Source organism: Rhodoplanes sp. Z2-YC6860, assembly GCF_001579845.1.
Lineage (GTDB): Bacteria > Pseudomonadota > Alphaproteobacteria > Rhizobiales > Xanthobacteraceae > Z2-YC6860.
Window position 1 is genome coordinate 7995501 of the sequence record NZ_CP007440.1, and the last position, 22277, is coordinate 8017777.

20 protein-coding genes are annotated in these 22277 nt (G+C 65.6%); 10 read left to right on the forward strand and 10 right to left on the reverse strand.

The genetic code is table 11. From position 1 onward, the window contains the following. Positions 1–73: 73 nt before the first annotated feature. The 5 genes from epmA (at position 74) to RHPLAN_RS37165 (ending at position 6391) form a co-directional block, all read left to right on the forward strand. A complete protein-coding gene (gene epmA / locus RHPLAN_RS37145) occupies positions 74–1120 on the forward strand; it encodes an EF-P lysine aminoacylase EpmA (RefSeq protein ID WP_068029799.1) in 1047 nt (348 codons plus the stop codon). Positions 1121–1194: 74 nt separating this feature from the next. Beyond that, positions 1195–2157 (forward strand): Bug family tripartite tricarboxylate transporter substrate binding protein, encoded by a 963-nt coding sequence (locus tag RHPLAN_RS37150; protein WP_068029801.1) that lies wholly within the window; start codon positions 1195–1197, stop codon positions 2155–2157. A 65-nt stretch (positions 2158–2222) separates the two neighbouring features. Continuing rightward, on the forward strand, positions 2223–3275 hold the full coding sequence (locus RHPLAN_RS37155) for a lysine-2,3-aminomutase-like protein (protein WP_068029804.1): 1053 nt from the start codon (positions 2223–2225) through the stop codon (positions 3273–3275). Beyond that, positions 3272–3676 (forward strand): cupin domain-containing protein, encoded by a 405-nt coding sequence (locus RHPLAN_RS37160; RefSeq protein WP_237180001.1) that lies wholly within the window; start codon positions 3272–3274, stop codon positions 3674–3676. The genes RHPLAN_RS37155 and RHPLAN_RS37160 overlap by 4 nt, the downstream gene beginning before the upstream one ends. A 147-nt stretch (positions 3677–3823) precedes the next feature. Beyond that, positions 3824–6391 carry an autotransporter outer membrane beta-barrel domain-containing protein gene (locus RHPLAN_RS37165; protein WP_210180572.1) on the forward strand — a complete coding sequence of 856 codons (2568 nt, stop codon included), beginning with the start codon at positions 3824–3826 and terminating at the stop codon, positions 6389–6391. 4 nt (positions 6392–6395) lie between these two features. Here RHPLAN_RS37165 and RHPLAN_RS37170 read toward each other — a convergent pair whose 3' ends face one another. The 4 genes from RHPLAN_RS37170 to RHPLAN_RS37185 all read right to left on the reverse strand — a co-directional run bounded on the left by RHPLAN_RS37170 (position 6396) and on the right by RHPLAN_RS37185 (position 10944). Beyond that, positions 6396–7361, reverse strand: coding sequence for a Bug family tripartite tricarboxylate transporter substrate binding protein (locus RHPLAN_RS37170; RefSeq protein WP_068029813.1), 966 nt, complete (start codon positions 7359–7361; stop codon positions 6396–6398). Positions 7362–7407: 46 nt separating this feature from the next. Next, a complete protein-coding gene (locus RHPLAN_RS37175; RefSeq protein ID WP_068029816.1) occupies positions 7408–8751 on the reverse strand; it encodes a UbiD family decarboxylase in 1344 nt (447 codons plus the stop codon). A gap of 41 nt (positions 8752–8792) precedes the next feature. Further along, positions 8793–9518, reverse strand: coding sequence for an acetoacetyl-CoA reductase (phbB, locus tag RHPLAN_RS37180; RefSeq protein ID WP_068029818.1), 726 nt, complete (start codon positions 9516–9518; stop codon positions 8793–8795). A gap of 247 nt (positions 9519–9765) precedes the next feature. Further along, on the reverse strand, positions 9766–10944 hold the full coding sequence (locus RHPLAN_RS37185; protein WP_068029821.1) for an acetyl-CoA C-acetyltransferase: 1179 nt from the start codon (positions 10942–10944) through the stop codon (positions 9766–9768). A gap of 275 nt (positions 10945–11219) precedes the next feature. On the opposite strand from RHPLAN_RS37185, the gene phaR reads away from it, so the two are divergent. Beyond that, on the forward strand, positions 11220–11819 hold the full coding sequence (gene phaR, locus RHPLAN_RS37190; protein ID WP_068029825.1) for a polyhydroxyalkanoate synthesis repressor PhaR: 600 nt from the start codon (positions 11220–11222) through the stop codon (positions 11817–11819). Positions 11820–11938: 119 nt separating this feature from the next. On the opposite strand, the gene RHPLAN_RS37195 is transcribed toward phaR, so the two are convergent. Continuing rightward, entirely contained in the window at positions 11939–13468 is a 1530-nt protein-coding gene (locus RHPLAN_RS37195; RefSeq protein WP_157100729.1) for a Do family serine endopeptidase, read from the reverse strand. A 155-nt stretch (positions 13469–13623) separates the two neighbouring features. Continuing rightward, complete coding sequence (locus RHPLAN_RS37200) at positions 13624–15477, reverse strand: putative bifunctional diguanylate cyclase/phosphodiesterase (RefSeq protein WP_335341047.1); 1854 nt, start codon at positions 15475–15477, stop codon at positions 13624–13626. A 192-nt stretch (positions 15478–15669) separates the two neighbouring features. On the opposite strand from RHPLAN_RS37200, the gene RHPLAN_RS37205 reads away from it, so the two are divergent. After that, a complete protein-coding gene (locus RHPLAN_RS37205; protein ID WP_068029831.1) occupies positions 15670–15912 on the forward strand; it encodes a hypothetical protein in 243 nt (80 codons plus the stop codon). A 6-nt stretch (positions 15913–15918) separates the two neighbouring features. On the opposite strand, the gene ggt is transcribed toward RHPLAN_RS37205, so the two are convergent. From ggt to mtgA, 4 genes are all read right to left on the reverse strand, one after another. Further along, positions 15919–17502 (reverse strand): gamma-glutamyltransferase, encoded by a 1584-nt coding sequence (gene ggt, locus RHPLAN_RS37210; protein ID WP_068029834.1) that lies wholly within the window; start codon positions 17500–17502, stop codon positions 15919–15921. A gap of 7 nt (positions 17503–17509) precedes the next feature. Further along, the gene (locus RHPLAN_RS37215) at positions 17510–17923 is read right to left on the reverse strand and encodes a hypothetical protein (protein WP_068029837.1); all 414 of its coding nucleotides are present in this window, start codon (positions 17921–17923) and stop codon (positions 17510–17512) included. 36 nt (positions 17924–17959) lie between these two features. Further along, the gene (gene rpmF, locus RHPLAN_RS37220; RefSeq protein WP_068029840.1) at positions 17960–18145 is read right to left on the reverse strand and encodes a 50S ribosomal protein L32; all 186 of its coding nucleotides are present in this window, start codon (positions 18143–18145) and stop codon (positions 17960–17962) included. A gap of 127 nt (positions 18146–18272) precedes the next feature. Next, positions 18273–18974 carry a monofunctional biosynthetic peptidoglycan transglycosylase gene (mtgA, locus tag RHPLAN_RS37225; RefSeq protein WP_068029842.1) on the reverse strand — a complete coding sequence of 234 codons (702 nt, stop codon included), beginning with the start codon at positions 18972–18974 and terminating at the stop codon, positions 18273–18275. Positions 18975–19002: 28 nt separating this feature from the next. Between mtgA and RHPLAN_RS37230 the strand changes: the two genes are divergently transcribed. From RHPLAN_RS37230 to RHPLAN_RS37240, 3 genes are read left to right on the forward strand one after another with little or no spacing between them, the layout of a single operon-like run. Continuing rightward, positions 19003–19956 carry a polyprenyl synthetase family protein gene (locus RHPLAN_RS37230; RefSeq protein ID WP_068029845.1) on the forward strand — a complete coding sequence of 318 codons (954 nt, stop codon included), beginning with the start codon at positions 19003–19005 and terminating at the stop codon, positions 19954–19956. 18 nt (positions 19957–19974) lie between these two features. Next, positions 19975–20652: a DUF1345 domain-containing protein gene (locus RHPLAN_RS37235; RefSeq protein ID WP_068029847.1), complete on the forward strand. Its 678-nt coding sequence runs from the start codon at positions 19975–19977 to the stop codon at positions 20650–20652. A gap of 6 nt (positions 20653–20658) precedes the next feature. Then, positions 20659–22263 carry a Na+/H+ antiporter gene (locus tag RHPLAN_RS37240; RefSeq protein ID WP_068029849.1) on the forward strand — a complete coding sequence of 535 codons (1605 nt, stop codon included), beginning with the start codon at positions 20659–20661 and terminating at the stop codon, positions 22261–22263. Positions 22264–22277: the final 14 nt, after the last annotated feature.

Sequence of the window (22277 nt, forward strand, 5' to 3'; positions counted from 1 at the left end):
CACCATACTGATCCTGGCTCGCTTCGCCAGCCCCTTTCGTGCCCGGCGGAGGCCCTAAATCCATGAGACCCACATGACCGGCCCCTCCCCCTGGTGGGACCGCGACCGCTATGCCGAGCAGCGGCCGTTTCTGCTGGCTCGCGGCCGGATCCTGTCTGCCCTGAGAGAGTGGTTCCGCCGGCGCGGCTTTCTAGAGGCCGAGACGCCGGCCCTCCAGGTTTCGCCCGGCAACGAGGTGCATTTGCATGCCTTCGCCACCGAATTGGTGACGCCCGGCGGCGGCCGCAACCCGCTCTACCTGCACACCTCACCGGAATTCACCTGCAAGAAGCTCCTCGCTGCAGGCGAAGCCCGGGTGTTCAGCGTGGGTCATGTGTTCCGCAATCGCGAGCGCGGCCCGCTGCACCATCCGGAATTCACCATGCTGGAATGGTACCGGACCAATGAGCCCTATGAGGCCTTGATGGAGGATTGCGCCGCGATCCTCGTCGAGGCCGCCAAGGCCGCGGGCGCACTCCGGTTGGAATGGAAGGGTAAAAGCGTCGATCCCTACGCCAAGCCCGAGCGGCTGAGCGTTGCCGACGCGTTCCAGCGCTTCGCCGGCATCGATCTCCTGGCCACGCTCGGCGCGGCCGAACCCGACCGCGACAAGCTCGCCGCGGCGGCCCATGCGGCCGGCATCCAGACCGCGGGCGACGACACCTGGTCCGACATCTTCAGCCGCATCCTGGTCGAGCGCATCGAGCCGCAATTGGGCATCGGCCACGCCGTGCTGCTCGACCGCTACCCGCTCCCCGAGGCCGCTTGGGCGCAGCCTGACGCCGACCCGCGGCTCGCCCGCCGCTTCGAGCTCTATGCCTGCGGCGTCGAACTCGCCAACGGCTTCGCCGAGCTGACCGACGCGAAGGAGCAGCAGCGGCGGTTCGAGGAGGCCATGGCCGAGCGGCGCCGGCGCTACGGCGAGGACTACCCGATCGACCATGACTTCCTCGCAGCGCTGGCGCAGATGCCGCCGGCAAGCGGCATTGCGCTCGGCCTCGACCGGCTGGTGATGCTCGCCACGGGAGCCACGCGGATCGAGCAGGTGCTCTGGGCCCCGGTCGCGGGCGACGACCGCTGAAGCATGCCGTCGCATTGACTCGGGGGCCGTGCCCACTAGGGTGCGCGCCGCTGAACAGTTTGTGGGAGGAACGGATGTTGCGTGGCGTGATCAAGACCTTGGCGGTGGCAGCGATGGCGGCCAGCCTCGCGCTTCCGGCAGCGGCGCAAACCTACCCCTCGCAGAACATCAATTTGTACGTCGCCTTTCCGGCCGGCGGCCTTGCCGACATCATCGCCCGGTTGGTCTCGAGCAAGCTCGACGTCCGCCTGAAGCAGAGCGTCGTGGTCGAGAATCGTCCCGGCGCCGGCGGCAACATCGCCGCAAAGGCTGTCGCGAATGCGGCGCCGGACGGCTACACGCTGCTCGCCACCACCTCGGGCCTTGCCGCCAATCTCACGGCGTCGAAGAGCCGCGGCTTCGAGCAGAGCGATCTCCGCCCGATCGCCTTCGTCGCCTTCAGCCCCGACGTGATCGCGGTGAACCCGAGCAATCCGGCGAAGGACCTCAAGGAGTTCATCGCCAACGCGAAGGAAAAGAGCTTCACCTACGGCAGCGCCGGTGTCGGCACCGGCCCGCAGATCGGCGCCGAATATTTCTTCCAGGAGGTCGCCAAGGTGAAATACGTCCACGTGCCGTTCCAAGGCGGCCCGCCGGCGATCACCGCGACGCTCGGCAACCACGTCGACGCGCTGGTGCTGACGCTGCCGCCGACGGTGCCGCAAATCCTGCAAGGCAAGCTCCGCGGCCTCGGCGTCGCGAGCGACAAGCGCAACACCGCGATCCCGGACGTGCCAACCTATGGCGAGATGGGTTTCCCGAATGTCTATTCGGGATCGTGGGTGGCGTTCTTCGCGCCCGGCAAGACGCCCGACGCGATCATCGCCAAGCTCAACACCGAGATCAACGCGCTGATGGCCGAGCCGGATTCGCTCGAGAAGCTCAAGCAGAACGGCTTCGATCCGGTGGTGAAGAACGTTGCCGAGTCGGAGGCCTACTACAAGAGCGAGGTCGCGAGCTGGGCCAAGATGGTCAACGCGATCGGCTTCTCGAACTGAGGCTGTCGGCCTGGACGTTGGGCGCCCGAGGGCGCACATAGGCGCAAGCAACCCAAGGCTTCGCCATGAACGTCGCCCCGAAAACGCTCCGTCAGCTCTCCGACGTCGAGGCCGCCGGCCTCGCCACGGCCGAGCAGCGCGCCGCGCTGGAAAAAGTCGCGGCGCAATACGCCATCGCGATCACACCTTCGATCGAAGGCCTGATCGACCGCGCCGATCCGCATGATCCGATTGCGCGGCAGTTCGTGCCCGACGCGGCCGAGCTCACCACCGTGCCGCAAGAGCGTGCCGATCCGATTGGCGATGACGCGCACAGCCCGCTTCCCGGCATCGTGCATCGCTATCCCGACCGGGTGCTGCTCAAGCTCACCCATGTCTGCGCGGTCTATTGCCGCTTCTGCTTCCGCCGCGAGATGGTCGGCCCCGGCGCCGAGCCACTCACCGCGCAACAACGCGACGCGGCACTCGGCTATATCGCGGCGCATCCGGAGATCTGGGAGGTCATCTTCACCGGCGGCGACCCGCTGGTGCTCTCGCCGCGCCGGATCAAAGAGGTGATGACGCGGCTGGCCGCGATCGATCACGTCAAGGTGGTGCGCGTGCACACGCGCGTGCCGGTCGCCGAGCCGTCCCGCATCACGCCCGCGCTCGTGAAGGCTTTGAAGATCAAGGGCAAGGCCACCTATGTCGTGCTGCACGCCAACCACGCCCGCGAACTGACCGATGCGGCGCGCGAAGCCTGCGATCGCTTCATCGATTCCGGCATTCCGATGCTGAGCCAGTCGGTGCTGCTCAACGGCGTCAACGACGATCCGCAGACGCTCGGCGCGCTGATGCGCAAGCTCGTCGAATGCCGCATCAAGCCGTACTATCTGCACCACGGCGATCTCGCGCCCGGCACCTCGCACCTGCGCACCTCGATCGACCGCGGCCAGGACTTGATGCGCGCGTTGCGCGGGCGCTACTCGGGTTTGTGCCAGCCCGAATACGTGCTCGACATTCCGGGTGGCCATGGCAAATCGCCGATCGGTCCGAACTACCTTGCGCCGGATGGCGCCGGCGGGTGGCGCGTCGAAGACTTCAACGGAGCATCGCATTGCTATCCGCCGAAGACGTGATCCGCATCCTCGAACTCAAACCACATCCGGAAGGTGGACATTATCGCGAGACCTTCCGCGACAGTCAGACCATCGACGGCACCCGCGCCGCCTCGACCGCGATCTACTTTTTGCTGAAGCGCGGCGAGCGATCGCATTGGCACCGGGTCGACGCCGCCGAGGCTTGGCATTGGCACGCCGGCAGCCCGCTGGAACTGCAGATCAACAACGGCCGCGGTGCCGAATTATTCCGATTGGGGCCGGACCTGGCGATCGGCGAGCGACCGCAGGCGGTGGTGCCGGCGCGCGCCTGGCAGGCAGCCGAGACCCTGGGCGATTGGACGCTGGTCGGGTGCACCGTCGCGCCGGGTTTTCGCTTCGAAGGCTTCGAACTCGCCGCCCCGGGCTGGAGCCCGTCCTGAATCCGTTGCCCGGCGGCCACAAAGAGGCACAAACCTGGGCAACCCGCGGAGTAATGCTGGGCGGTTCCGTCCGGTTCCCATAGATTTGGCGTGCACAAGGTACCCGGCACAACCGGGCGGGCTGGACTGGGAATGGGAATGGGGCGAGTGCGTCAGCGGGCTGCGTTGCGGCGGTCGGTGTCCGGCCGCTTTTTGGCATTGGCCGCGCTACTGGCCTTCGCCCTCCTCGCCACCGGCAATGAGGCGCGCGCTGACTGTCAGCCAACCGCCGCCGACGGTGTCACCATCAATTGCACCACCGTTGGTGGAACGCAGACCACCCAGGTCGGCACCGGCAACGAGAACAACGTCACCGTCAATGTGCAGAACGGCGCGACAATCGACGTCTCGGCAAATTCTGGCGCCAGCGGCATCAACTTGAACGGTGGCAACACAATTACGAATAATGGAACCATCGCTGCCGACGGCTTCGGTGCCGCCGGCATTTTCGTCAACGACCATAATCTCATCACCAATAACGGGACCATTAACGCGACCGGCGGTGCGACCGGCATCAACGCGTTCAACGGCAACACCATCATCAACAACGGCACCATCCGCGTCGACGACTTCGGAGCCGGCATCAGCGTCTGCTGCGACAACACTGTCGTGAACAACGGCAATATCATTGGCGGTGACAGCACGGCCGGCATCGAAGCCGGCGATCACACCAACATCACCAACAACGGCACCATCAAGGTGGGGAGCGGCGGCAGCTACGGCATCGTCGGCGGCGGCTCTGGCGGCAACGCCACGATCGTGAACAACGGCACGATCATCGCCGGTGATGGCAGCAATGGCATCGCCGCTGAATCTGGCTACAACATCGTCAACACCGGAACGATTTCAGTCGGCGCAGGCGGCGCAGGCATTCTCGTCGACGGCGGCACGAACATTGTCAATTCGGGACTGATCCGCACCGATGTGGGCGGCGTTGGCGTCGTGTTCAACACGCGTGGCTTTGACACCACACCGAACACGCTGACCAACAACGGCAGCATCATTGCCACGACCGCCCCGGGCCTCGCGATCCTTGGCGTCGACAACAACACCGTTGTCAACAACGGCTATATTCAAGGCACGATTTTGCTGCTGGGCAGCGGCAACTCCCTCACGAACAACGGCTATCTGATCGCGGGCGATCCGGCCGCCTACGCCAGCACCGGACCAAGCGGAGTATCCATTGGCGGCACGCTGACCAACGGCCCGGCCGGAACATTCGCCATTCGCGTCGACCCGACCAGCAGCGACAGTTTTGTCGCCGATACCGTTCAATTGAACGGCCGCTTGCAGATGGTCGTCACGCCCGGCCTCTATAGCGCGACAACAACGTATTCACAGGTGGTCTTCGTTTGCGGCTGTGGCGGCGGAAACCTGACCGGCACGTTCTCAAACGTGGTGTCATCCTCGCCGTTCTTCACGGCCACGGCCGATTACTCGATCGCCGGCGAGGTGGACGTCACATTGAACCGCATCGGGTTCGGCAGCGTGCCCGGCATGACGCCGAACCAGCGCGCGGTCGGCAACGTCCTCGAGCCGGGATATTCCACCAACCTCACCGGCAACGCCGCGACGTTCTACAGCAACCTGCTCGCCGTCACTTCGCTCAAGGCCCTCGACAACCTGTCCGGTGAAGGCATCAGCGGCGCACAGAACGCGGCCTTCGTGACCGGATCGCAGTTCAACAACGCGATGCAGACCCAGGGCCTGTTCGCGCCCGACCTTGGCGGGCTGAGCGTCGTCATCCCGCCTCCGCAATATGCCGCCACGCGCGTCGCTGCGGGCCACGACGCCTTCGCCTCGTTCGACAAAGCGCCGACCATGACCCCTCAGCCCGGCCGCTTCCGCATCTGGACCGCAGCCTTCGGCGCCAACCAGTCGCTGCACGGCGAGGCCGACACCGGAAGCTCGGGTCAGTCGGTGCGCAGCGCCGGCGGCATGCTCGGCATCGACTGGCAGGCCGCGTGGGACCTGCGGGTCGGCTTCGCGGCCGGCGGCAGCGAATCGATGTTCTCGGCATCGAGCCTTGCGACCAGCGGCCGGATGACCGGCGGCCATGTCGGCGCCTTTGCGATCAAGACTTGGGGCGCCTATTACGCCGCGGCGACGGTGAGCTACGCCCACTTCGACAATTCGACCACCCGCACCATTCTGGGTGTCGGCTCGACCGAGACGGCCTCCGGCCGCTTTGACAGCGACCAGCTCGCCGCGCGCTTCGAGCTTGGCTGGAAGCAGACCTATGGCCGCGTCAACGTCACGCCCTTCGTCGCGGTCGAACCCGCCGTGCTGTGGCAGCGCGGCTTCACCGAAACCGGCGCCAACGTGCTGGGGCTATCCGTCGCCTCGCACACCGCGACCTCGCTGCCGACCTTCGTCGGCGTGCAGGTCGACGGCCGCCTCGTCACGCCGCAAGGCCTGGTGTTCGCGCCCTATTCGCGCGTGTCGTGGGTGCACGAGTTCGAGCCGGATCGCCGTGTGACCGCGGGCTTCATCACCCTGCCCGGCACCAACTTCACGGTGGACGGCGCGCGCGCCGCAAGCGACTCGGGACGGCTCGATTTCGGCGGCAAGCTGTATCTCCCCGGCGGCTCGGCGCTGTTCGCCAACTTCGCCGGCGAATGGTCGGACCGCACCGAGACCTATTCGGCGACCGGCGGCTTCCGCGCCACCTGGTAGAGCGTCAGTTCGGCTCGATGCCGGCGTCGCGGACGAACCCGCCCCAGCGGTCCAGCTCGGTCTTCACATAGGCCGGCATCTCCGACGCCCGGAGATACGACGGCTCGAGCCCGAGCGCGCGCAGCGTGTCCTGCATCGCGGTCTCGTTCATGATCTCGGCCGTGGTTCGATCAAGCGTCGCAATCACGTCCTTCGGCAGGTTGGCGGGACCGAACAACCCGGTCCAATAGCTGAGGTCGAAATCCTTGAAGCCGGCCTCCTGCATGGTCGGCACGTCGGGCAGCAGCGCCGAACGCTTGGCCGACGAGATGACCAGCGCCCGGGCCTTGCCGCTGGTGACGTTGGACAGGGCGGCGGCCACATCGACGAACGTCATGGTGATGGTGCCGGCGATCACGTCGGTCATGGCCTGCGGCGTGGCGCGATAAGGCACCCGGGTGATGTCGACGCCCATCACCTTCTTGATCGTCTCGCTCGCGATCTGCGACCCGGCGTTCGGCGCTCCGTAAGTGAGCTTGCCGGGATTGGCCTTGGCAGCGGCAATGAGATCGGCCACCGACTTGTACGGGCTGTCCGGCAGGACCAGCAGCACCGCGCCGGCGGTCGCGAGCCGCGCGATCGGCGTGAAGTCCTTGATCGGATCGTACTTGATGGACTTGGAGAGGTGCGGATTGGCGGAGTGCGTGCCGTTGCCGCCGAACATCAGCGTGTAGCCATCGTTCGGCTGTCGCGCGGCATATTCGGCGCCCGTGATGGCGTTGGCGCCGGGGCGGTTCTCAACGGTGAACGACTTGCCGAGTTTTGCGCTGAGCCCCGTCGCCAGCACCCGCGCCATGATGTCGGTGCCGCTGCCCGCGGCCAGCGGCACGATGATCGTCACGTTGCGGCTTGGATAGCTGTCTTGTGCGCTTGCGATCTGGGACCAGGCGCAAACCGCGAAACCCAGCAGGGCGATCAGACGTCGAACCATTGAAACCTCATGCGCGTTGCCCGGCGACCTGCCGGACAAGCAAATCTTACACCGGATCGAAATAGTCCTCGGGACTGATCGTCTCGATGCCCAGGAAACGCCTGCGGCGGAACGTCTCTTTCATGGCGAGCGGTGCGGTCGCATCGAGGCCGATCTTGCCACGATGCACGGCGCGCACATCGGCGCGGGGAAAGCCCGCAGCGTTCTCGATCCGGACGATACCGGTGTCGGGCCGGTGCCGGGTGTGGATCGCCCACAGCACATCCTGCGGATCGTGCGGATCCACATCGGCATCGACCACGACGACGAGCTTCATCCAGAGGTGCGCGGCGAGCGCCGCCTCCAGCACGGCCTTCGGCTGCAAATCATCGGTCTTCGCAAGGCTGATGACGCAGCCGAAAATATGCCCCGGGAAGCCGATGTCCCGAATGTCCGCCAACGGCGCGACCTTCTTCCAGACATCGACCATCAGCGGCACGCCGAGCAACACGGTGTCCTCAGAACCGCCTGCCAGGATCACATGATAGATCGCGTCGCGCCGGCGCGTGATGGCACTGACCTTCAGCACATGATTGGGACCGACCTCGACATAGCCGTCGGTGAACTCGCCGAACGGACCTTCGGCTTCGCGAACATGGGGCAGCACGTGACCTTCGATCACAAACTCGGCGTCGGCCGGCACATCCAGCGGCACGGTCTTGGCGCGGACGAGCCGCAACGGTTCGCGCTGCCAGCCGCCCGCAGTGCGATACTCGTCGGCCTCGATCGGAATTTTCGACGCGGCGCTGAGCATCAGCGCCGGCGGCGCCCCGATCACGACCGCGACCGGCATCGGCTCGCCGCTCTCTTCGGCGACCCTCTGATACTGGCCGAGGTGCTGCGGCGGCATCATCCGCACGCGGGTGTGGTCGCCGCCTGCGAGCTGGATCCGGTTCCAGGAGGCGTTGACGATGCCCGTCGTCGGGTGCCTGGCGATGCAGATGCCCGCGCTGATATAGGCGCCGGCGTCGCGCTCGGAATGCACCACCTGCGGAATGTCGCGCGCGACATCGAAGCCCGAGGTTTGGACCACCTCATGCACGGGCGCGTCCGATACGATCATCGGATCGAGCTGGGCCAATCCCAAGGCGAGCAGCGAGGGCAGCAGCGTTTGCGGCTCGAGTCCGAGCGCCAGCGCCAGCACCTCGCGACGGCCGAGGATATTGGTCGCGACCGGCGACGGGCTTCCGGCGACCGCCGTGAACAGCAAGGGCTCGTTGCCGGCCTTCTGCACCGCGCGCATCACGGCAATCAGTTCGTGACGCGGATCGACCGGGCGTGAAATCGAGCGCAGCGTGCCGCTGCGCTCGAGCGAGTCGATCAGACTGCGGAAGGACGTCAGAGCCGGCACGGCGACACGTCTGGATTCCTGCTGCGCCCGGCTGCGCTGCCCTATACGAAATACTGCCCGCCGTTGGCGGTCAGCGTCGAGCCGGTGATCAGGCCGGCATCGTCGGAAGCCAGGAACACCACGCAGCGCGCGATCTCCTCCGGCTCACCGAGCCGGCCGATGGGGATTTGCGGCAGGATGTTCTTTTCCAGCACATCCTTCGGCACCGCCTGCACCATCTCGGTGTTGATGTAGCCCGGTGCAATCGCATTGACCGTGATGCCGGCGCGGGCGCTCTCCTGCGCCAGCGCCTTGGTGAAACCAAGCTCGCCGGCTTTCGCCGCCGAATAGTTGCACTGGCCGAGCTGGCCCTTCTGACCGTTGATCGAGGAGATGTTGACGATGCGTCCGAACTTGCGCTCACGCATGCCCTCGATGACATTGCGGCACATGTTGAACAGCGAGTTGAGATTGGTGTTGATCACCGCCGTCCACTGATCAGGCTTCATCCGATGCAGCGTTGCGTCGCGGGTGATGCCGGCGTTGTTGACCACGATCTCGACCGGACCAAGGTCGGCCTCGACCTGCTTCAGGCCCGCCGCGCAGCTGTCGAACGACGACACATCCCACTTGTAGACGTTGATGCCGGTCTCGGCCTTGAACTTCTGCGCCGCCTCGTCGTTGCCCGCGTAATTGGCCGCAACTTTATAGCCTGCTGCCTTCAACGCCTTCGAGATCGCCGCACCGATACCGCGCGTGCCGCCGGTCACCACCGCTACGCGTGCCATTCCATTCCTCCTTGTTGATTCTTACGCATCCCCTCACAACCAGATTAGAGCATGATTGCGACACGCGTGAACTGCTTTGATCCTTCACAAAAAGTCGATGGCCGGGACGAACCCGGCCATCGTGTGTTTGATGCAGTGCGAAAAATCCGTTCGCTCGGCTCAGCTTCGCTCCACAACCTTGACTTGAGTACGTGGCGCTCGGCTCACTCTCGCTCCACGACCTTGACTCAGGTGCGTGTCGCTCGGCTCAGCCTCGCTCCACGCACATAGCAATGCCCATGCCACCGCCGATGCAAAGTGTCGCAAGGCCCTTCTTGGAGTTGCGCTTGCCCATCTCGTGCAGCAGCGTCACGAGGACGCGCGCGCCCGACGCACCGATCGGGTGGCCGATCGCGATCGCACCGCCGTTGACGTTGACCTTGTCGGTGTTCCAGCCGAGGTCCTTGTTGACGGCGCAGGCCTGCGCCGCGAAGGCCTCGTTGGCCTCGATCAGGTCGAGATCGTCGACCTTCCAGCCGGCCTTCTGAAGCGCGGCACGCGAGGCCGGGATCGGACCGGTGCCCATGATCGCCGGATCGACACCGGCATGGGCCCACGACACGATGCGGGCGAGCGGCGTCTTGCCGAGCTTGGCGGCTTCGGACGCCTTCATCAGCACCACGGCGGCGGCGCCGTCATTGATGCCCGAGGCGTTGGCCGCGGTCACGGAGCCTTCCTTGTCGAAGGCCGGACGGAGCTTGGCGATGGAATCGAGCGTCACGCCCGCCTTCGGATATTCGTCGGTGTCGACCACCACGTCGCCCTTGCGCGACTTGATGGTGACCGGCGCGATCTCGTCCTTGAACTTGCCGGCCTTCATCGCGGCCTCGGCCTTGTTCTGCGACTTCACCGCGAACTCGTCCTGCTGCTGGCGGGTGATCTGCCACTTCTTCGCGACGTTCTCGGCGGTGGTCCCCATGTGATAGCCGTTGAAGGCATCCCACAGACCGTCCTTGATCATCGTGTCGACGAGCTCGACCGAGCCCATCTTCGTGCCGTTGCGCAGATGCTGGCAGTGCGGCGCCATGCTCATGGATTCCTGGCCGCCGGCGACCACGATGTCGCTGTCGCCATTCAGGATCGCCTGATAGCCGAGTGCAACCGCCCGCAACCCGGAGCCGCAGAGCTGGTTTACGCCCCAGGCCGGGCTCTCGACCGGGATGCCGGCAGCGATCGAGGCCTGACGCGCGGGGTTCTGGCCCTGACCCGCGGTCAGGATCTGCCCCAAGATGACCTCGGACACCTTGGCGCCCTCGACGCCAGCGCGCTTGAGCGCCTCCTGGATCGCAACCTTGCCCAGCTCATGGGCCGGCAGGCTGGACAGCGCTCCGTTGAACGCACCAACCGGGGTACGGGCTGCGCTGACGATGACGATATCGTCCTTCATGTGACCTCTCCCAAATCCCTTACTGAATGGCCGCCCGCCGCCGGCGCTGGCCTCGTTCTTCGATAGCGATCAAAGCCTAGGCTGTCCATATGAGGCGGGCTTTGCGGCAACGCAAGAAACTCTGCTGCTTTGGTTGCATTTACGGCCGATTTTCCGGCCGCGCAGCCACCCGGCACTGCACAAATAAGTGGCCCGCCGCCGGGAAACCGCTTAGCCTTGTTCCAGGGTAGACCGCCGGTCGCGCGGCCCCCCTGGCAGAGCGTGAGCGAGGGCAAATGGCTAAGTCGGACGAGCCGGTCATCATCAAGAAGTACGCCAATCGGCGTCTCTACAACACCGGAACCAGCACCTACGTGACACTGGAAGACCTCGCCGCCATGGTGAAGGCCGGAGAGGATTTCGTCGTCTACGACGCCAAGAGCAACGAGGACATCACCCGCTCGGTGCTGACGCAGATCATCTTCGAGCAGGAGAACAAGGAAGGCGGGCAGAACCTGCTGCCGATCAATTTTCTCCGCCAGCTCATCCGCTTCTACGGCGACAGCATGCAGATGCTGGTGCCGCGCTATCTCGAAGTATCGATCGACTCGCTCACCAAGGAGCAATCCAAGTTCCGCGAACAGATCTCCCAGGCCTTCGGCATGGGCGGCTTCGGAGGGATGGAAGACCAGGTGCGCCGGAACATGGAAATGTTCGAACGCACCTTCGCGATGTTTGCGCCCTTTGCCCGACAGGGCGGCCAGGCCGGCGCTGGCGCCCCGGACGCCGACAAGGACAAGTCTTCGTCGGGCAGCGGCGACGACATCAACGATTTGAAGCGCCAGATGGAAGAGATGCAGAAGCGTCTCGATCGCCTCGGCGACAAAGGCGAATAAGCCAAGCTTCAAGAATCGATCGGAAAATAAAGTGGGGACGGGCTCATCGCCCGTCCCCTGAGTTTGTGCCGCCCGAGGAGACCGACCGTTCGAACGGCACGCCCTCACTTCGTGGCGGATCAAGCGCTCTTCAGCGGGACTGCGACGAAGCGCGTCCCGTTGCCGGACTTCACCCGCATCAGCACGTTGGTGCGGCCATCCTTGCGGGCGTCGGCCAACACCTTGCGCAATTGGCCTACGCTCGACACCGTCTTGCCGCCGGCGCTGAGAATAACGTCGCCGGTCTGCAGGCCCTGCTCGGCCGCCGGGCTGTCCTGCTCGATGCCGGTGATGACCAGACCCTGGGCATCGGCTCCAGCCACCTGACTTGCAGGCGCGAGGCTCAGGCCGAGATGCGGGGCACCCGCATCGGCGTCCTTCGACGAACCGTCGGCCTTCGCCTGCTTATCGTTCGGCATCGACTCCAGCGCCAGCGCGATGGTCTTGCGCTCGCCATTGCTCAGGACACTCAGGTTCACCTTGGCGCCCGGGGTCAGCGCGCCGATCTTTCTGGCGAGGTCGCGCGAGTCATGGACCGCGTCACTGTTGACCGCGGTGATGACGTCACCCGCCTTGAGGCCAGCCTTGGCGGCGGGACCGCCGTCCTGCACCTCATCGACCAGCGCGCCGTCGGCGTTGCGCATCCCAAGACTCTCGGCGATGTTTTGATTGACCGGCTGCACCTGCACGCCGATCCAGCCACGCTCGACATAGCCCTTGTCCTTGAGCTTCGCGACGACAGTCTTCACCGTGTCGGCCGGAATGCCGAAGCCGATGCCGACCGAGCCGCCTGACGGCGAGTAGATCGCGGTGTTGACGGCGATCACCTTGCCCTCGACGTTGAACGCCGGACCGCCGGAGTTGCCCTTATTGATCGGGGCGTCGATCTGGATGAAGTCGTCGTACGGACCCGCGCCGATGTCACGGCCGCGAGCCGAGACAATGCCCGCGGTCGCAGTGCCGGCGAGGCCGAACGGATTGCCGACCGCAACCACCCAGTCGCCAACCCGCGGCTGCTTGTCGGAAAGTTCGACGAAGGGGAAGGAGCTGCCCGCGTCGACCTTGATGAGCGCCAGATCGGTCTTCTGGTCGGAGCCGACAACCTTCGCGGTGTAGGTCTTGCCGGCGTCGGTCTGGATCTCGACCGTCTTGGCGTGATCGACCACGTGGAAGTTGGTCACCGCATAGCCGTCAGCCGAGATGAAGAAGCCCGAGCCCTGGCCAGTGATGGTTCGATGGCGCGGCATCGATCGGAAGTTCGGCACGTCGGGCATGCCGAACTGACGGAAGAACCGCTGCAAGCCTTCGTTGTTATTGTTGTCGCCGAACTCCTCATTGCTCAGGCCGGTGCCGTTCGTGGCGCCCTGGTCCTCGATCTTGACGCGCACCGAGATGACGGCAGGCTTCACCTTCTCAATCAGATCGGCAAAGCCGGGCTGAGGCTGCGTGGTGGCCGTGTCGGCGTGAGCCGGCGTGCCGTTCAACGTCAGCGGCGGATAGGACGGACTCGCAAACAGCGCACCGGCGCCAATCGCTGCGACCGACGCCAGCAGAATCACGCGGCGCTTCGACAGCAACGCGCGCACCTTCGTGGGAAGTTCGTTTTTCATGAGTTCAGTCTCCATCATCGTTGCAAAGCGCCAGTGGCGCGTTGCAGACAACATGGGGACCGCACCCTTACGGAGCGCTGGCGCGGGGATTAATCCTTGTTCATGGAGGCGCGCAAACGGTCGGGCGAAATGTCGCAGACCTGATAACGGAAGCGTTACCGCGAGCGGTCCTGATGCTCGCGCGGGGCTTTGCGCCGGTCGACCTTCACAGTGTCGCCCCACGGACGCTCGAGCGAAGCGAGGCCGATCAATTGGCCTTGCAGATAATCGCAGCCCCATTCGGCGAGCAGCGCGGCGCTCGGCTCGTCCTGCACCCACTCGGCGACCGTGCTCAGTCCGAGCCGCCGGGCGAGATCGACCAGCGAACGCACGAACGAACGATCGTCGTCGGCGCGCATCAGGTTCTGCACGAAGGCGCCGTCGATCTTCAGCACGTCCACGCCGAGCTTGCGCAGATTGCGGAACGACGTGTAGCCCGAGCCGAAATCGTCGACCGCGATCTTGCAGCCGAGATCCTTGACGCGGGATACGAAGCCGCGCGTGTCGTCGACATCATGGATCGCAGTCGACTCGGTGATCTCGACAATGAGACGTTCGGCCACGCCGGAGTTGGCGCGCAGCAGCGCACCGAGCGTCGACCACCAGTCCGGATCGGTGATCGAGGCCGGCGAGACGTTGACGCTCGCGCGCAGCGCAGGCACCGCCGCCATCTCGCTGACCAGAAGTTCGAGCACGCGATGGTCGATGAGCCGGACCAGCCCGAGCCGCTCGGCGATCGGAATCACGGAGCTGGCCGGTGCCAGCGAGCCGTCGGCGCGGCGGATGCGCATCAGACATTCGTAATAAGCGGTCTGGCGCGACACCGTCTCGGCGATCGGCTCGAACGCCAGCAGGATGCGCCGCTCGTTCAGCGCGTTGACGATCTCGTCGGCCGCACGGACGTTCTCGCGGCGCAGGATCTCGCGCTCGACATTCGGACGATAGACCTGGAACGAACCAAGCCGCTTGGCTTTGGCCCGGTCGAGGGTTTCCTGCGCGCGCGCCAGAATCTCCGGCACGTTTGCCGCGTGACGCGGCGCGGTGACGCCGCCGATCGTCACAGTCACGGCAACCGGACCCGCGCCGGTGCGGATCACGTCGTCACGGACGCCAGCGATCAGCCGCTCGGCGGCCTTCTCCATATCCTCGGCGGTGCAATTGTTCAGGATCACGCCGAACTTGTTGCCGGAGAAGCGACCCAGTTCGTCGCCACCGCGCATTTTTGCGCGCAAACGCTTGGCCACCGCGCCGATCGCTTCATCGGCGACGTCGAAGCCGTAAGACTCGTTGATGCGCGCGAGATTGTCGACCGCGACCAGCATGAAACCGCAGGAATTGCGCTGCGCGACTGCCTGATTGAGTGTGCTCTCGAGCACCTCGGTGAGATGAAAGCGGTTCATCTCACCGGTCAGGCCGTCGAAGCGCGACAGGTAGGTCAGCCGCTCTTCCTGAGCGTGGCGCTCGTTGATGACGCGGACCACACCATGTGCCCTCGCGGGCTTGCCGTCAGCGCCTGCGAACCAACGGCCGATGTCCTCGATCCAAAGCGACTTGTCGGATCCGGCCGGCTGCAACACGTATTGCAGCTGATACGGCACGCCGCTGCCGCCGTCGCGCTGCTGCGATTTCATCACCGCATCGAAGCGGCTTGCCGCCGTGTCCGAGGCCAGCAGCTTCGCATAGTTGCGGCCGCTGGAAATCGCAGCAAGGCTTCCAACGTTCAGCACGTCGGTGGCGTTCGCGCCCCAAGCCAGCACATCGGATTCAATGGTCCACTCGTAAGGCGCTTCACCGATCGAGGCCATGATGCGCGCCGGATCGAACGCGAGTTCGCGCGCGACAACGCCGCGTGGCTCAGGCGCACGCACGGCCGGCGTCGCGAATACGTCCGCGGTCGCGAACACGTCGGCGTCCTGCGAGGGAGCAACCGATCGATAGGCCGGCCTGCGAGCGTCGCGATCCTGAGACACGTTGAACCTTTACGGGACTGCAGCACTGTCTCAATGCGTGACAGCGCAGCGCTATTTCGCTGACAACTTAGTGGATAGCGATGAAGAAACGGCAAATCCGCTTGTAAACTCGCGGTTCACGATGCTGGCATGGCGGTTGCGATGTTCTCGTTGTGGGCACGAAATTGTCCCGCGACGACACAGGAGAGCGCGATGCCGGAAGTGAGCGATTTACCATCTTCGAGCCGCGCGCTGGTTCCGCTCATTCCGCTGAAGCCGCAGAGCGAGGCACAGCGTCACGGCCCGGCGCAACGGATCGCGTCATTTATCACGCATTTGATTGCCACGTCGGAGAAGTTGCCGCAGACCCGCGAGAAGCGTCGCGCCGATCCGGCCGATGTTATCGCCGCCTATCAGGCTACCGTGTCGCGCCTGCGGCAATTGAACAATCAGTAACCGCAATCAATAACCGAGCGCGCAACCGTCCTTGCGCGGCTCGGAACCGCCGATCAGCACGCCGCGATCCCAGTCGATACGGATCGCCTGTGCGCCGCCCCAGGGCGACGGCGCTTCGACAATCTTGTGGCCTCGCGCCTTGAGCCCCTCGACGGTCGCGGCCGGCATGCCGCGCTCGATCACGGTGCTCTCGCCCTCGAAGAAGGCGCGCGGCGCGTCGATGGCGCTCTGGATATCCATGCCGTAGTCGAACAGGTTGAGCACCATCTGCACGTGGCCCATCGGCTGATAGTGCGCGCCCATCACGCCGAAGGTCGTATCGCAGCGGCCGCCGCGCATCGCCAGCGCCGGAATGATGGTGTGCATCGGCCGCTTCGAGGGGCCCAGCGCATTCGGATGATCGGGCTTGAGCACGAAGCCGGAGCCGCGGTTGTTGAACAGCACCCCGGTCTTCTCGGTGCAAATGCCGGTGCCGAATGACGAGTACAGCGAATTGATCAGCGACACCGCGCAGCGGTCGCGATCGACCACGGTGAGATAGACCGTGTCGCTGCCCGGCGTCGGCGCCGGCGGCAACGGCACCCGCTTGGTGCGATCGAGCTTCGCGGCAAGCGTCTTTGCAAAGACTTTGTCGTTCAGGGCATCAACTGACACGCGCATGAACGACGGCTCGGCGATGTGCGTGTCGCGCACCGCGAAGCCCATCCGCGCGGCCTCGAGCATCAGATGGAAACGATCGGGGCCGAGCGCTTCGAGCGCGGCGAGGTCGAAATTCTCCAGGATGTTGAGCGTCACCAGCGCGGTGAGGCCCTGCGTGTTCGGCGGAATCTCGACAAGGTCGACACCGCGATAATTGGTCGAGATCGGCGTCACCGCCTCGCCGCGATGCTTAGCGAAATCCTCGACGGAGAGAACGGAGCCTTTCGCCGCGAGCGTCGACGCCATGTCTTCGGCGATGGGCCCTTCGTAGAACGCTTTCGCGCCATCCTTGGCGATCGCCTTCAGCGTCCGGGCGAGCGCCGGCAGCTTCATGATGTCGCCTTCAGCCGGCGTGCCGCCGTTCGGCAGATAATGCTTGGTCGCGCCCGTGCTGTTGCGAAGCTTGCTGACCCAGCCCTTCCAGTCGGAGGCCACACGCGGCGCGACCGGAAAGCCGTGCTCGGCGTATTTGATGGCAGGCGCCAGCACCCGATCGAACGGCCAGGTGCCTTTCGTCTTGAGCAGCGCACCCCAGGCCTCGATCGCGCCCGGCACGTTCACGGCGTGCGGCGAGGTCGGCTCGATCGAAGTCATGCCTTTTTCGAGCAGCGCCTCGGTCGAGGACTTGGCGCCGGAGCGGCCGCAACCGTTGTAGCCCCACACAGGTTTGCCGGGCTCGGCGATCAGCGCGAAGCAGTCGCCGCCAATGCCGGTCATGTGCGGTTCGATCACGCAGAGCACCGCGACCGCCGCGACCGCGGCATCGACGGCGTTGCCGCCTGCGCGCAGCACGTCGATTGCGGCAAGCGTCGCCAGCGGATGCGAGGTCGCGGCCATGCCCTCGCTCGCGATGACGGGCGAACGGCCGGGCAATTGGAAATCGCGACTCATGGATGCTTCAGACGGTCGGGACGTCGCGCTCGATCTGGATGTCGCGCTGCGCAGTGCGCGCCGTGATGATGAAGCCCGCGAGCACGTCGACCAGGCTGATCACCATCAGGATGAAGAACGGCGAGGTGCCGGCGCGGGCGACCAGCAGGAACTCGACCAGCATGGCGATGAACAGGATCATCGACAGGATGTGGTCGAGGAGGCCGCGGATGCCCATCCGCGTCGCCTTCACGATCTCGACGCCGAGCAGCAGCACGGAGAACGCCAGGAGGATCTCCTCCGGCGTCACGTTCCAATCCTGACCCGAGATCAGATGGATGGTCGCGACCTTGTCGGTCCAGCTCAAAGTCGGCGTCAGGAACGCGATCATGTTGTAGATCGCGAACGGGATCACCAGCAGCGGAAAACCGACCAGGTACATGGCGAGCCCCTCAGGCTAGCAGACGACCTTGCGAACTTAGGCCTCGGTCTTCGCCTTGAGCACCTGCCGGCCCTTGTACATGCCGGTCTTCAGATCGATGTGATGCGGACGCCGCATCTCGCCCGAATCCTTGTCCTCGACATAGGACGGCTGCTTGAGCGCGTCGGCCGAACGGCGCATGCCACGCCGCGAGGGCGAGGTTTTCTTCTTCGGCACGGCCATGGGGAATTCTCCTTGAAAAACCGCGGCGCGCGACGCGCCGGACCGTCTGAACCCTTGGGAAGCCGGGCTTATAGAGGAAGCCCCCTGCCAAAGCTAGACCAAATGAGGCGAAACCCATTTCCGGCCCTCACCTCCTGATACAGGCATCGATGGACTTGGCCCGGGCGGCGCGGGCCTGGACGATGCCGGCGATCCGGCGCACGCCCGGGCGGGGCTGCATGGCGCTCCGCCGCTTGGGATTGGGCAGGATCGCCGCCATCAGGCCCGCCTCCGCGGGAGAAAGCTCCCGCGACGACTTGCCGAAGGCCTTCTGGGCCCCGGCCTCGATGCCGAACTCGCCGTTCGGGCCCCATTCGGCGATGTTGAGATAAATCTCCATGATCCGGCGCTTGGGCAGCACCAGGTCGACCCACAGCGCCAGCGGGAACTCGAGAGCCTTGCGGACGATGCTGCGGCCGGGCCACAGGAACAAATTCTTCGCGAGCTGCTGGGTGATCGTCGAGCCGCCGCGGGCGTCGGTAATGTCCTCGGCGTCCTCCAGAGCGGCCCGCATTTCCACCATATCGACGCCGCGATGGCTGCAAAACCGCGCATCCTCGGAGGCGATCACGGTCCGCGGCAGCACCGGCGCGACCCTGTCGATGGGCACCCAGGTCCGCTCAACCCGTTTACCGAGAATCGAGCGACCCACCATGAGTGTCGACACGGGGTTGATCACGCGGTAGAGCGGCGCGATCAAATAGGGCAAAAGGATCAGGACCAGCACTGCCACAACCAGCCAGCGGATCACGCGAAACGCGGATTTTCGGGGAGTGGCAGCGCTTGTCATTGGTTCGGAGTTAAGCACAATTCATCCCATGTCGCGCACCGCCGCCAAAACCGATACCCAGGACGCCTCCTTTGCCGCGAGGCTCAATGCCGCAGCCAACGACACCGAGCATCTGCTCGACCGGCTGCTCGGCAAAAGCCTGCCGGAAGGCGAGATCGCACGCCCGCAGCGCATCCTCGAGGCGATGCGCTACACCAGCCTGGGCGGCGGCAAGCGGCTGCGGCCGTTCCTCACCATCGAGACCGCGGCGCTGTTCGGCGTGCCGCGCGAACGCGCGCTGATGGCCGGCGCCGCGATCGAGCTGGTGCACTGCTATTCGCTGGTCCACGACGACCTGCCGGCGATGGACAATGACGATCTGCGCCGCGGCCGTCCGACCGCGCACAAGCAATTCGACGAGGCCACGGCGATCCTCGCGGGCGACGGCCTCCTCACCTTCGCGTTCGACGTGCTCGGCCGCCCCGAAACCCATCCGGACGCCGCGGTGCGCATCGCGCTGGTCACCGGCCTCGCCCGCGCCGCCGGCATCGGCGGCATGGTCGGCGGCCAGATGCTCGACCTCGCGGCCGAAGGCCGCTTCGGCAAGAACGACAAGGCCCAAGGCGAACAGGATGTTCTGACGCTGCAAGCCATGAAGACCGGCGCGATCCTGAAGTTCTGCTGCGTCGCCGGCGCGATCCTCGGCAATGCGCCGAAGGCCAAGCACGAGGCGGCTAGCCGCTACGGCCAGGTGATCGGACAGGCGTTCCAGATCGCCGACGATCTGCTCGACGTCGAGGGCGACACCGCCACGCTCGGCAAGGCCGCCGGCAAGGACGCGGCGCACGGCAAGGCCACGCTGGTCGACCTGCTCGGTGTCGCCGGCGCCCGGGCTCGCCTCACGCAGCTGGTAAAAGACGCCGAGAGCACGCTCGCACCGTTCGGCGCCGACGCCGCGATCCTCAAGGACGCCGCCCGCTTCATCGCCGAACGGCGAGCCTAGGCGCCGGACCGGATTCCAATGAGCACCCCGCCGAAGCGCCCGATCCGGATCGTCCGGGTCGGCATGGCGCATCCGCGGCTGTTCATCTCGGCCGCGATCGGCCTCGTCGCGATCCTGATCCTTCGCGCGACAGGCTTCGGCACTGTGGCGAGCATGCTGCTCGGATGGGATACGGGCGTTGTCATCTATCTGGTCGCCGCCGCGGTCATGATGGCGCAATGCTCCACGGTCGCGTCGATGAGGCGGAATGCGGACATCCAGGACGAAGGCGCGTTCGGCATCCTGGCGCTCTCCGTCATCGCGGCGGTCGCAAGCCTCGGAGCGATCTTCGCCGAGCTCGCGGTGCTCAAGGCCGACGATCCGCACTACGGGCTCTACATCGCGCTCGCCATCGTCACGGTCGTCTTGTCCTGGACTTTCACGCACACCATCTTTGCGCTTCACTACGCCCACGAATTCTACGGCGGCGACGAGGGCGGCGGATGCCTGAAATTTCCCGATGACGATCAGCCCGACTACTGGGACTTCATCTACTTCTCGTTCGTGGTCGGCATGACGTTCCAGGTCTCCGACGTCGCCATCACCCACAAACCGACGCGCCGCCTGGTCGTCGCTCATGGCGCGCTGTCGTTCTTCTTCTCGACCGCCATCGTCGCCATGATGGTGAACCTCGCGGCCGGCCTGTTCCAGAAGTAGCGTGCAATGACCGGCTCCATCGAGACCATGGCATTCATTCTGGCGGTGCTGGTGCTGGTCGCCGTCATCGCCCAACGGCTGACGCTGCCGCCGTCGATCCTGCTGGTCATGGCCGGCATCGGGCTGGCGCTGGTGCCGGGCCTGCCCGCGCTCGAGCTCGCGCCGGAGCTGGTGATCCTCGTGCTGCTGCCGCCGCTGATCTACTCGGCCGGCGTTGCGATGAGCTGGCGCGAGTTCTGCCAGAATCTCAGACCGATCACGCTGCTCGCCTTCGGCGCCGTGGTGTTCACCACGGTCGCGGTGGCGGCGGCAATGCACTATCTGCTCCACTGGCCTTGGCCGGTGGCTTTCGTGCTCGGCGCCATCGTGTCGCCGCCCGATGTGGTGGCGCCGCTGTCGATCGCGCGGCGGCTCGGCCTGCCGCGCCGCCTGCTGGTGGTGCTCGAAGGCGAAGGCCTGGCCAACGACGCCACCGCGCTGATCCTCTACAAGTTCGCCGTGCTCGCCGTGACGGCCGGCTCGATCTCGGCCGGCAAGGCCGCCGGCAACTTCGCGCTGATCGTGGCCGGCGAGGTGCTCTACGGCATCGGCGTCGGCTGGCTCAGTCTCAGGCTGCGTCATTGGGCCCGCGAGCCGCGTGTCGAGATCACGCTGTCGGTGATGACGCCGTTTCTGGCCTACCTCATTCCGCATCAGGTGGGGGGCTCGGGCGTTCTCGCCACCGTCGCGTGCGGCCTTTATGTGAGCTGGAACGGGCCGCGGCTGATCTCGGCCGCGACGCGGCTGCAGGGCATCTTCTTCTGGGATTTGATCATCTACCTGATCGAAGGCTTCGTGTTCCTGATCACGGGCCTGCAGGCGCGCTCGCTGATCGAGAAGGCGCACGACTTCCCGATCGGCCAGGTGCTCACCGCGACGGCGGTCACGGTCGTGATCGTGATCCTGGCGCGGTTCGCCTGGGTGTTCCCGGTCACCTACGGAACGCGCTGGCTCAATCCGGTGCTGGCGCGGCGCGAACCTTCGCCGCCATGGCGCTGGGTGTTCGTGCTGTCCTTCGTCGGCATCCGCGGGGTGGTGTCGCTCGCCGCGGCGCTTGCGATTCCGCTCTGGGTCGATGGCGGCAATCCGTTTCCTCACCGCGATCTGATCCTGTTCGCCACCTTCGGCGTCATCATCGTCACGCTGATCGGCCAGGGCCTGATGCTGCCGAACGTGATCCGCTGGCTCGGGCTGCGCGGCGACGGCGAGGCCGATGCGCGCCTCGAACGCCAGGCCGAACTCGATGCGCGCACCGCGGCAGTCAGCCACGCGAGAACGCATCTCAAGCGGATCGCCGAGGAGCGCGGCCTGAGCGAGGAAATCGTGACCTTCCTCAACGCGCGGCACGATCAGCGCGAGCGGCTCATTCCGAGCGACCTCGACGATGGGCTTACGGCGATGCGCGCCAACAACGATGTGCGGCTGGAACTGATCTCCGCCGAGCGTGACTTCCTCTACGGCCTCCTGCGCGGCGGCACGATCACCGACGAGTCGCGCCGCCGCCTCGAACGCGAGCTTGATCTCGAAGAGGCCGCGATCCTGGCCAAACGCGAAGGCGAGACGCCGCTTTAGGGCGGCGGGTTGCG

What these genes read in the sequence shown, in the direction of transcription:
- phaR (WP_068029825.1), top strand. Translation starts at nt 11,220, where the DNA reads ATGGCTAAGTCGGACGAGCCGGTCATCATCAAGAAGTACGCCAATCGG.
- RHPLAN_RS37230 (WP_068029845.1), top strand. Translation starts at nt 19,003, where the DNA reads ATGTCGCGCACCGCCGCCAAAACCGATACCCAGGACGCCTCCTTTGCC.
- phbB (WP_068029818.1), bottom strand. Translation starts at nt 9,518, where the DNA reads ATGGCACGCGTAGCGGTGGTGACCGGCGGCACGCGCGGTATCGGTGCG.
- RHPLAN_RS37235 (WP_068029847.1), top strand. Translation starts at nt 19,975, where the DNA reads ATGAGCACCCCGCCGAAGCGCCCGATCCGGATCGTCCGGGTCGGCATG.
- RHPLAN_RS37240 (WP_068029849.1), top strand. Translation starts at nt 20,659, where the DNA reads ATGACCGGCTCCATCGAGACCATGGCATTCATTCTGGCGGTGCTGGTG.
- RHPLAN_RS37185 (WP_068029821.1), bottom strand. Translation starts at nt 10,944, where the DNA reads ATGAAGGACGATATCGTCATCGTCAGCGCAGCCCGTACCCCGGTTGGT.
- mtgA (WP_068029842.1), bottom strand. Translation starts at nt 18,974, where the DNA reads ATGACAAGCGCTGCCACTCCCCGAAAATCCGCGTTTCGCGTGATCCGC.
- ggt (WP_068029834.1), bottom strand. Translation starts at nt 17,502, where the DNA reads ATGAGTCGCGATTTCCAATTGCCCGGCCGTTCGCCCGTCATCGCGAGC.
- RHPLAN_RS37170 (WP_068029813.1), bottom strand. Translation starts at nt 7,361, where the DNA reads ATGGTTCGACGTCTGATCGCCCTGCTGGGTTTCGCGGTTTGCGCCTGG.
- RHPLAN_RS37215 (WP_068029837.1), bottom strand. Translation starts at nt 17,923, where the DNA reads ATGTACCTGGTCGGTTTTCCGCTGCTGGTGATCCCGTTCGCGATCTAC.
- RHPLAN_RS37195 (WP_157100729.1), bottom strand. Translation starts at nt 13,468, where the DNA reads ATGAAAAACGAACTTCCCACGAAGGTGCGCGCGTTGCTGTCGAAGCGC.
- RHPLAN_RS37205 (WP_068029831.1), top strand. Translation starts at nt 15,670, where the DNA reads ATGCCGGAAGTGAGCGATTTACCATCTTCGAGCCGCGCGCTGGTTCCG.
- RHPLAN_RS37150 (WP_068029801.1), top strand. Translation starts at nt 1,195, where the DNA reads ATGTTGCGTGGCGTGATCAAGACCTTGGCGGTGGCAGCGATGGCGGCC.
- rpmF (WP_068029840.1), bottom strand. Translation starts at nt 18,145, where the DNA reads ATGGCCGTGCCGAAGAAGAAAACCTCGCCCTCGCGGCGTGGCATGCGC.
- epmA (WP_068029799.1), top strand. Translation starts at nt 74, where the DNA reads ATGACCGGCCCCTCCCCCTGGTGGGACCGCGACCGCTATGCCGAGCAG.
- RHPLAN_RS37155 (WP_068029804.1), top strand. Translation starts at nt 2,223, where the DNA reads ATGAACGTCGCCCCGAAAACGCTCCGTCAGCTCTCCGACGTCGAGGCC.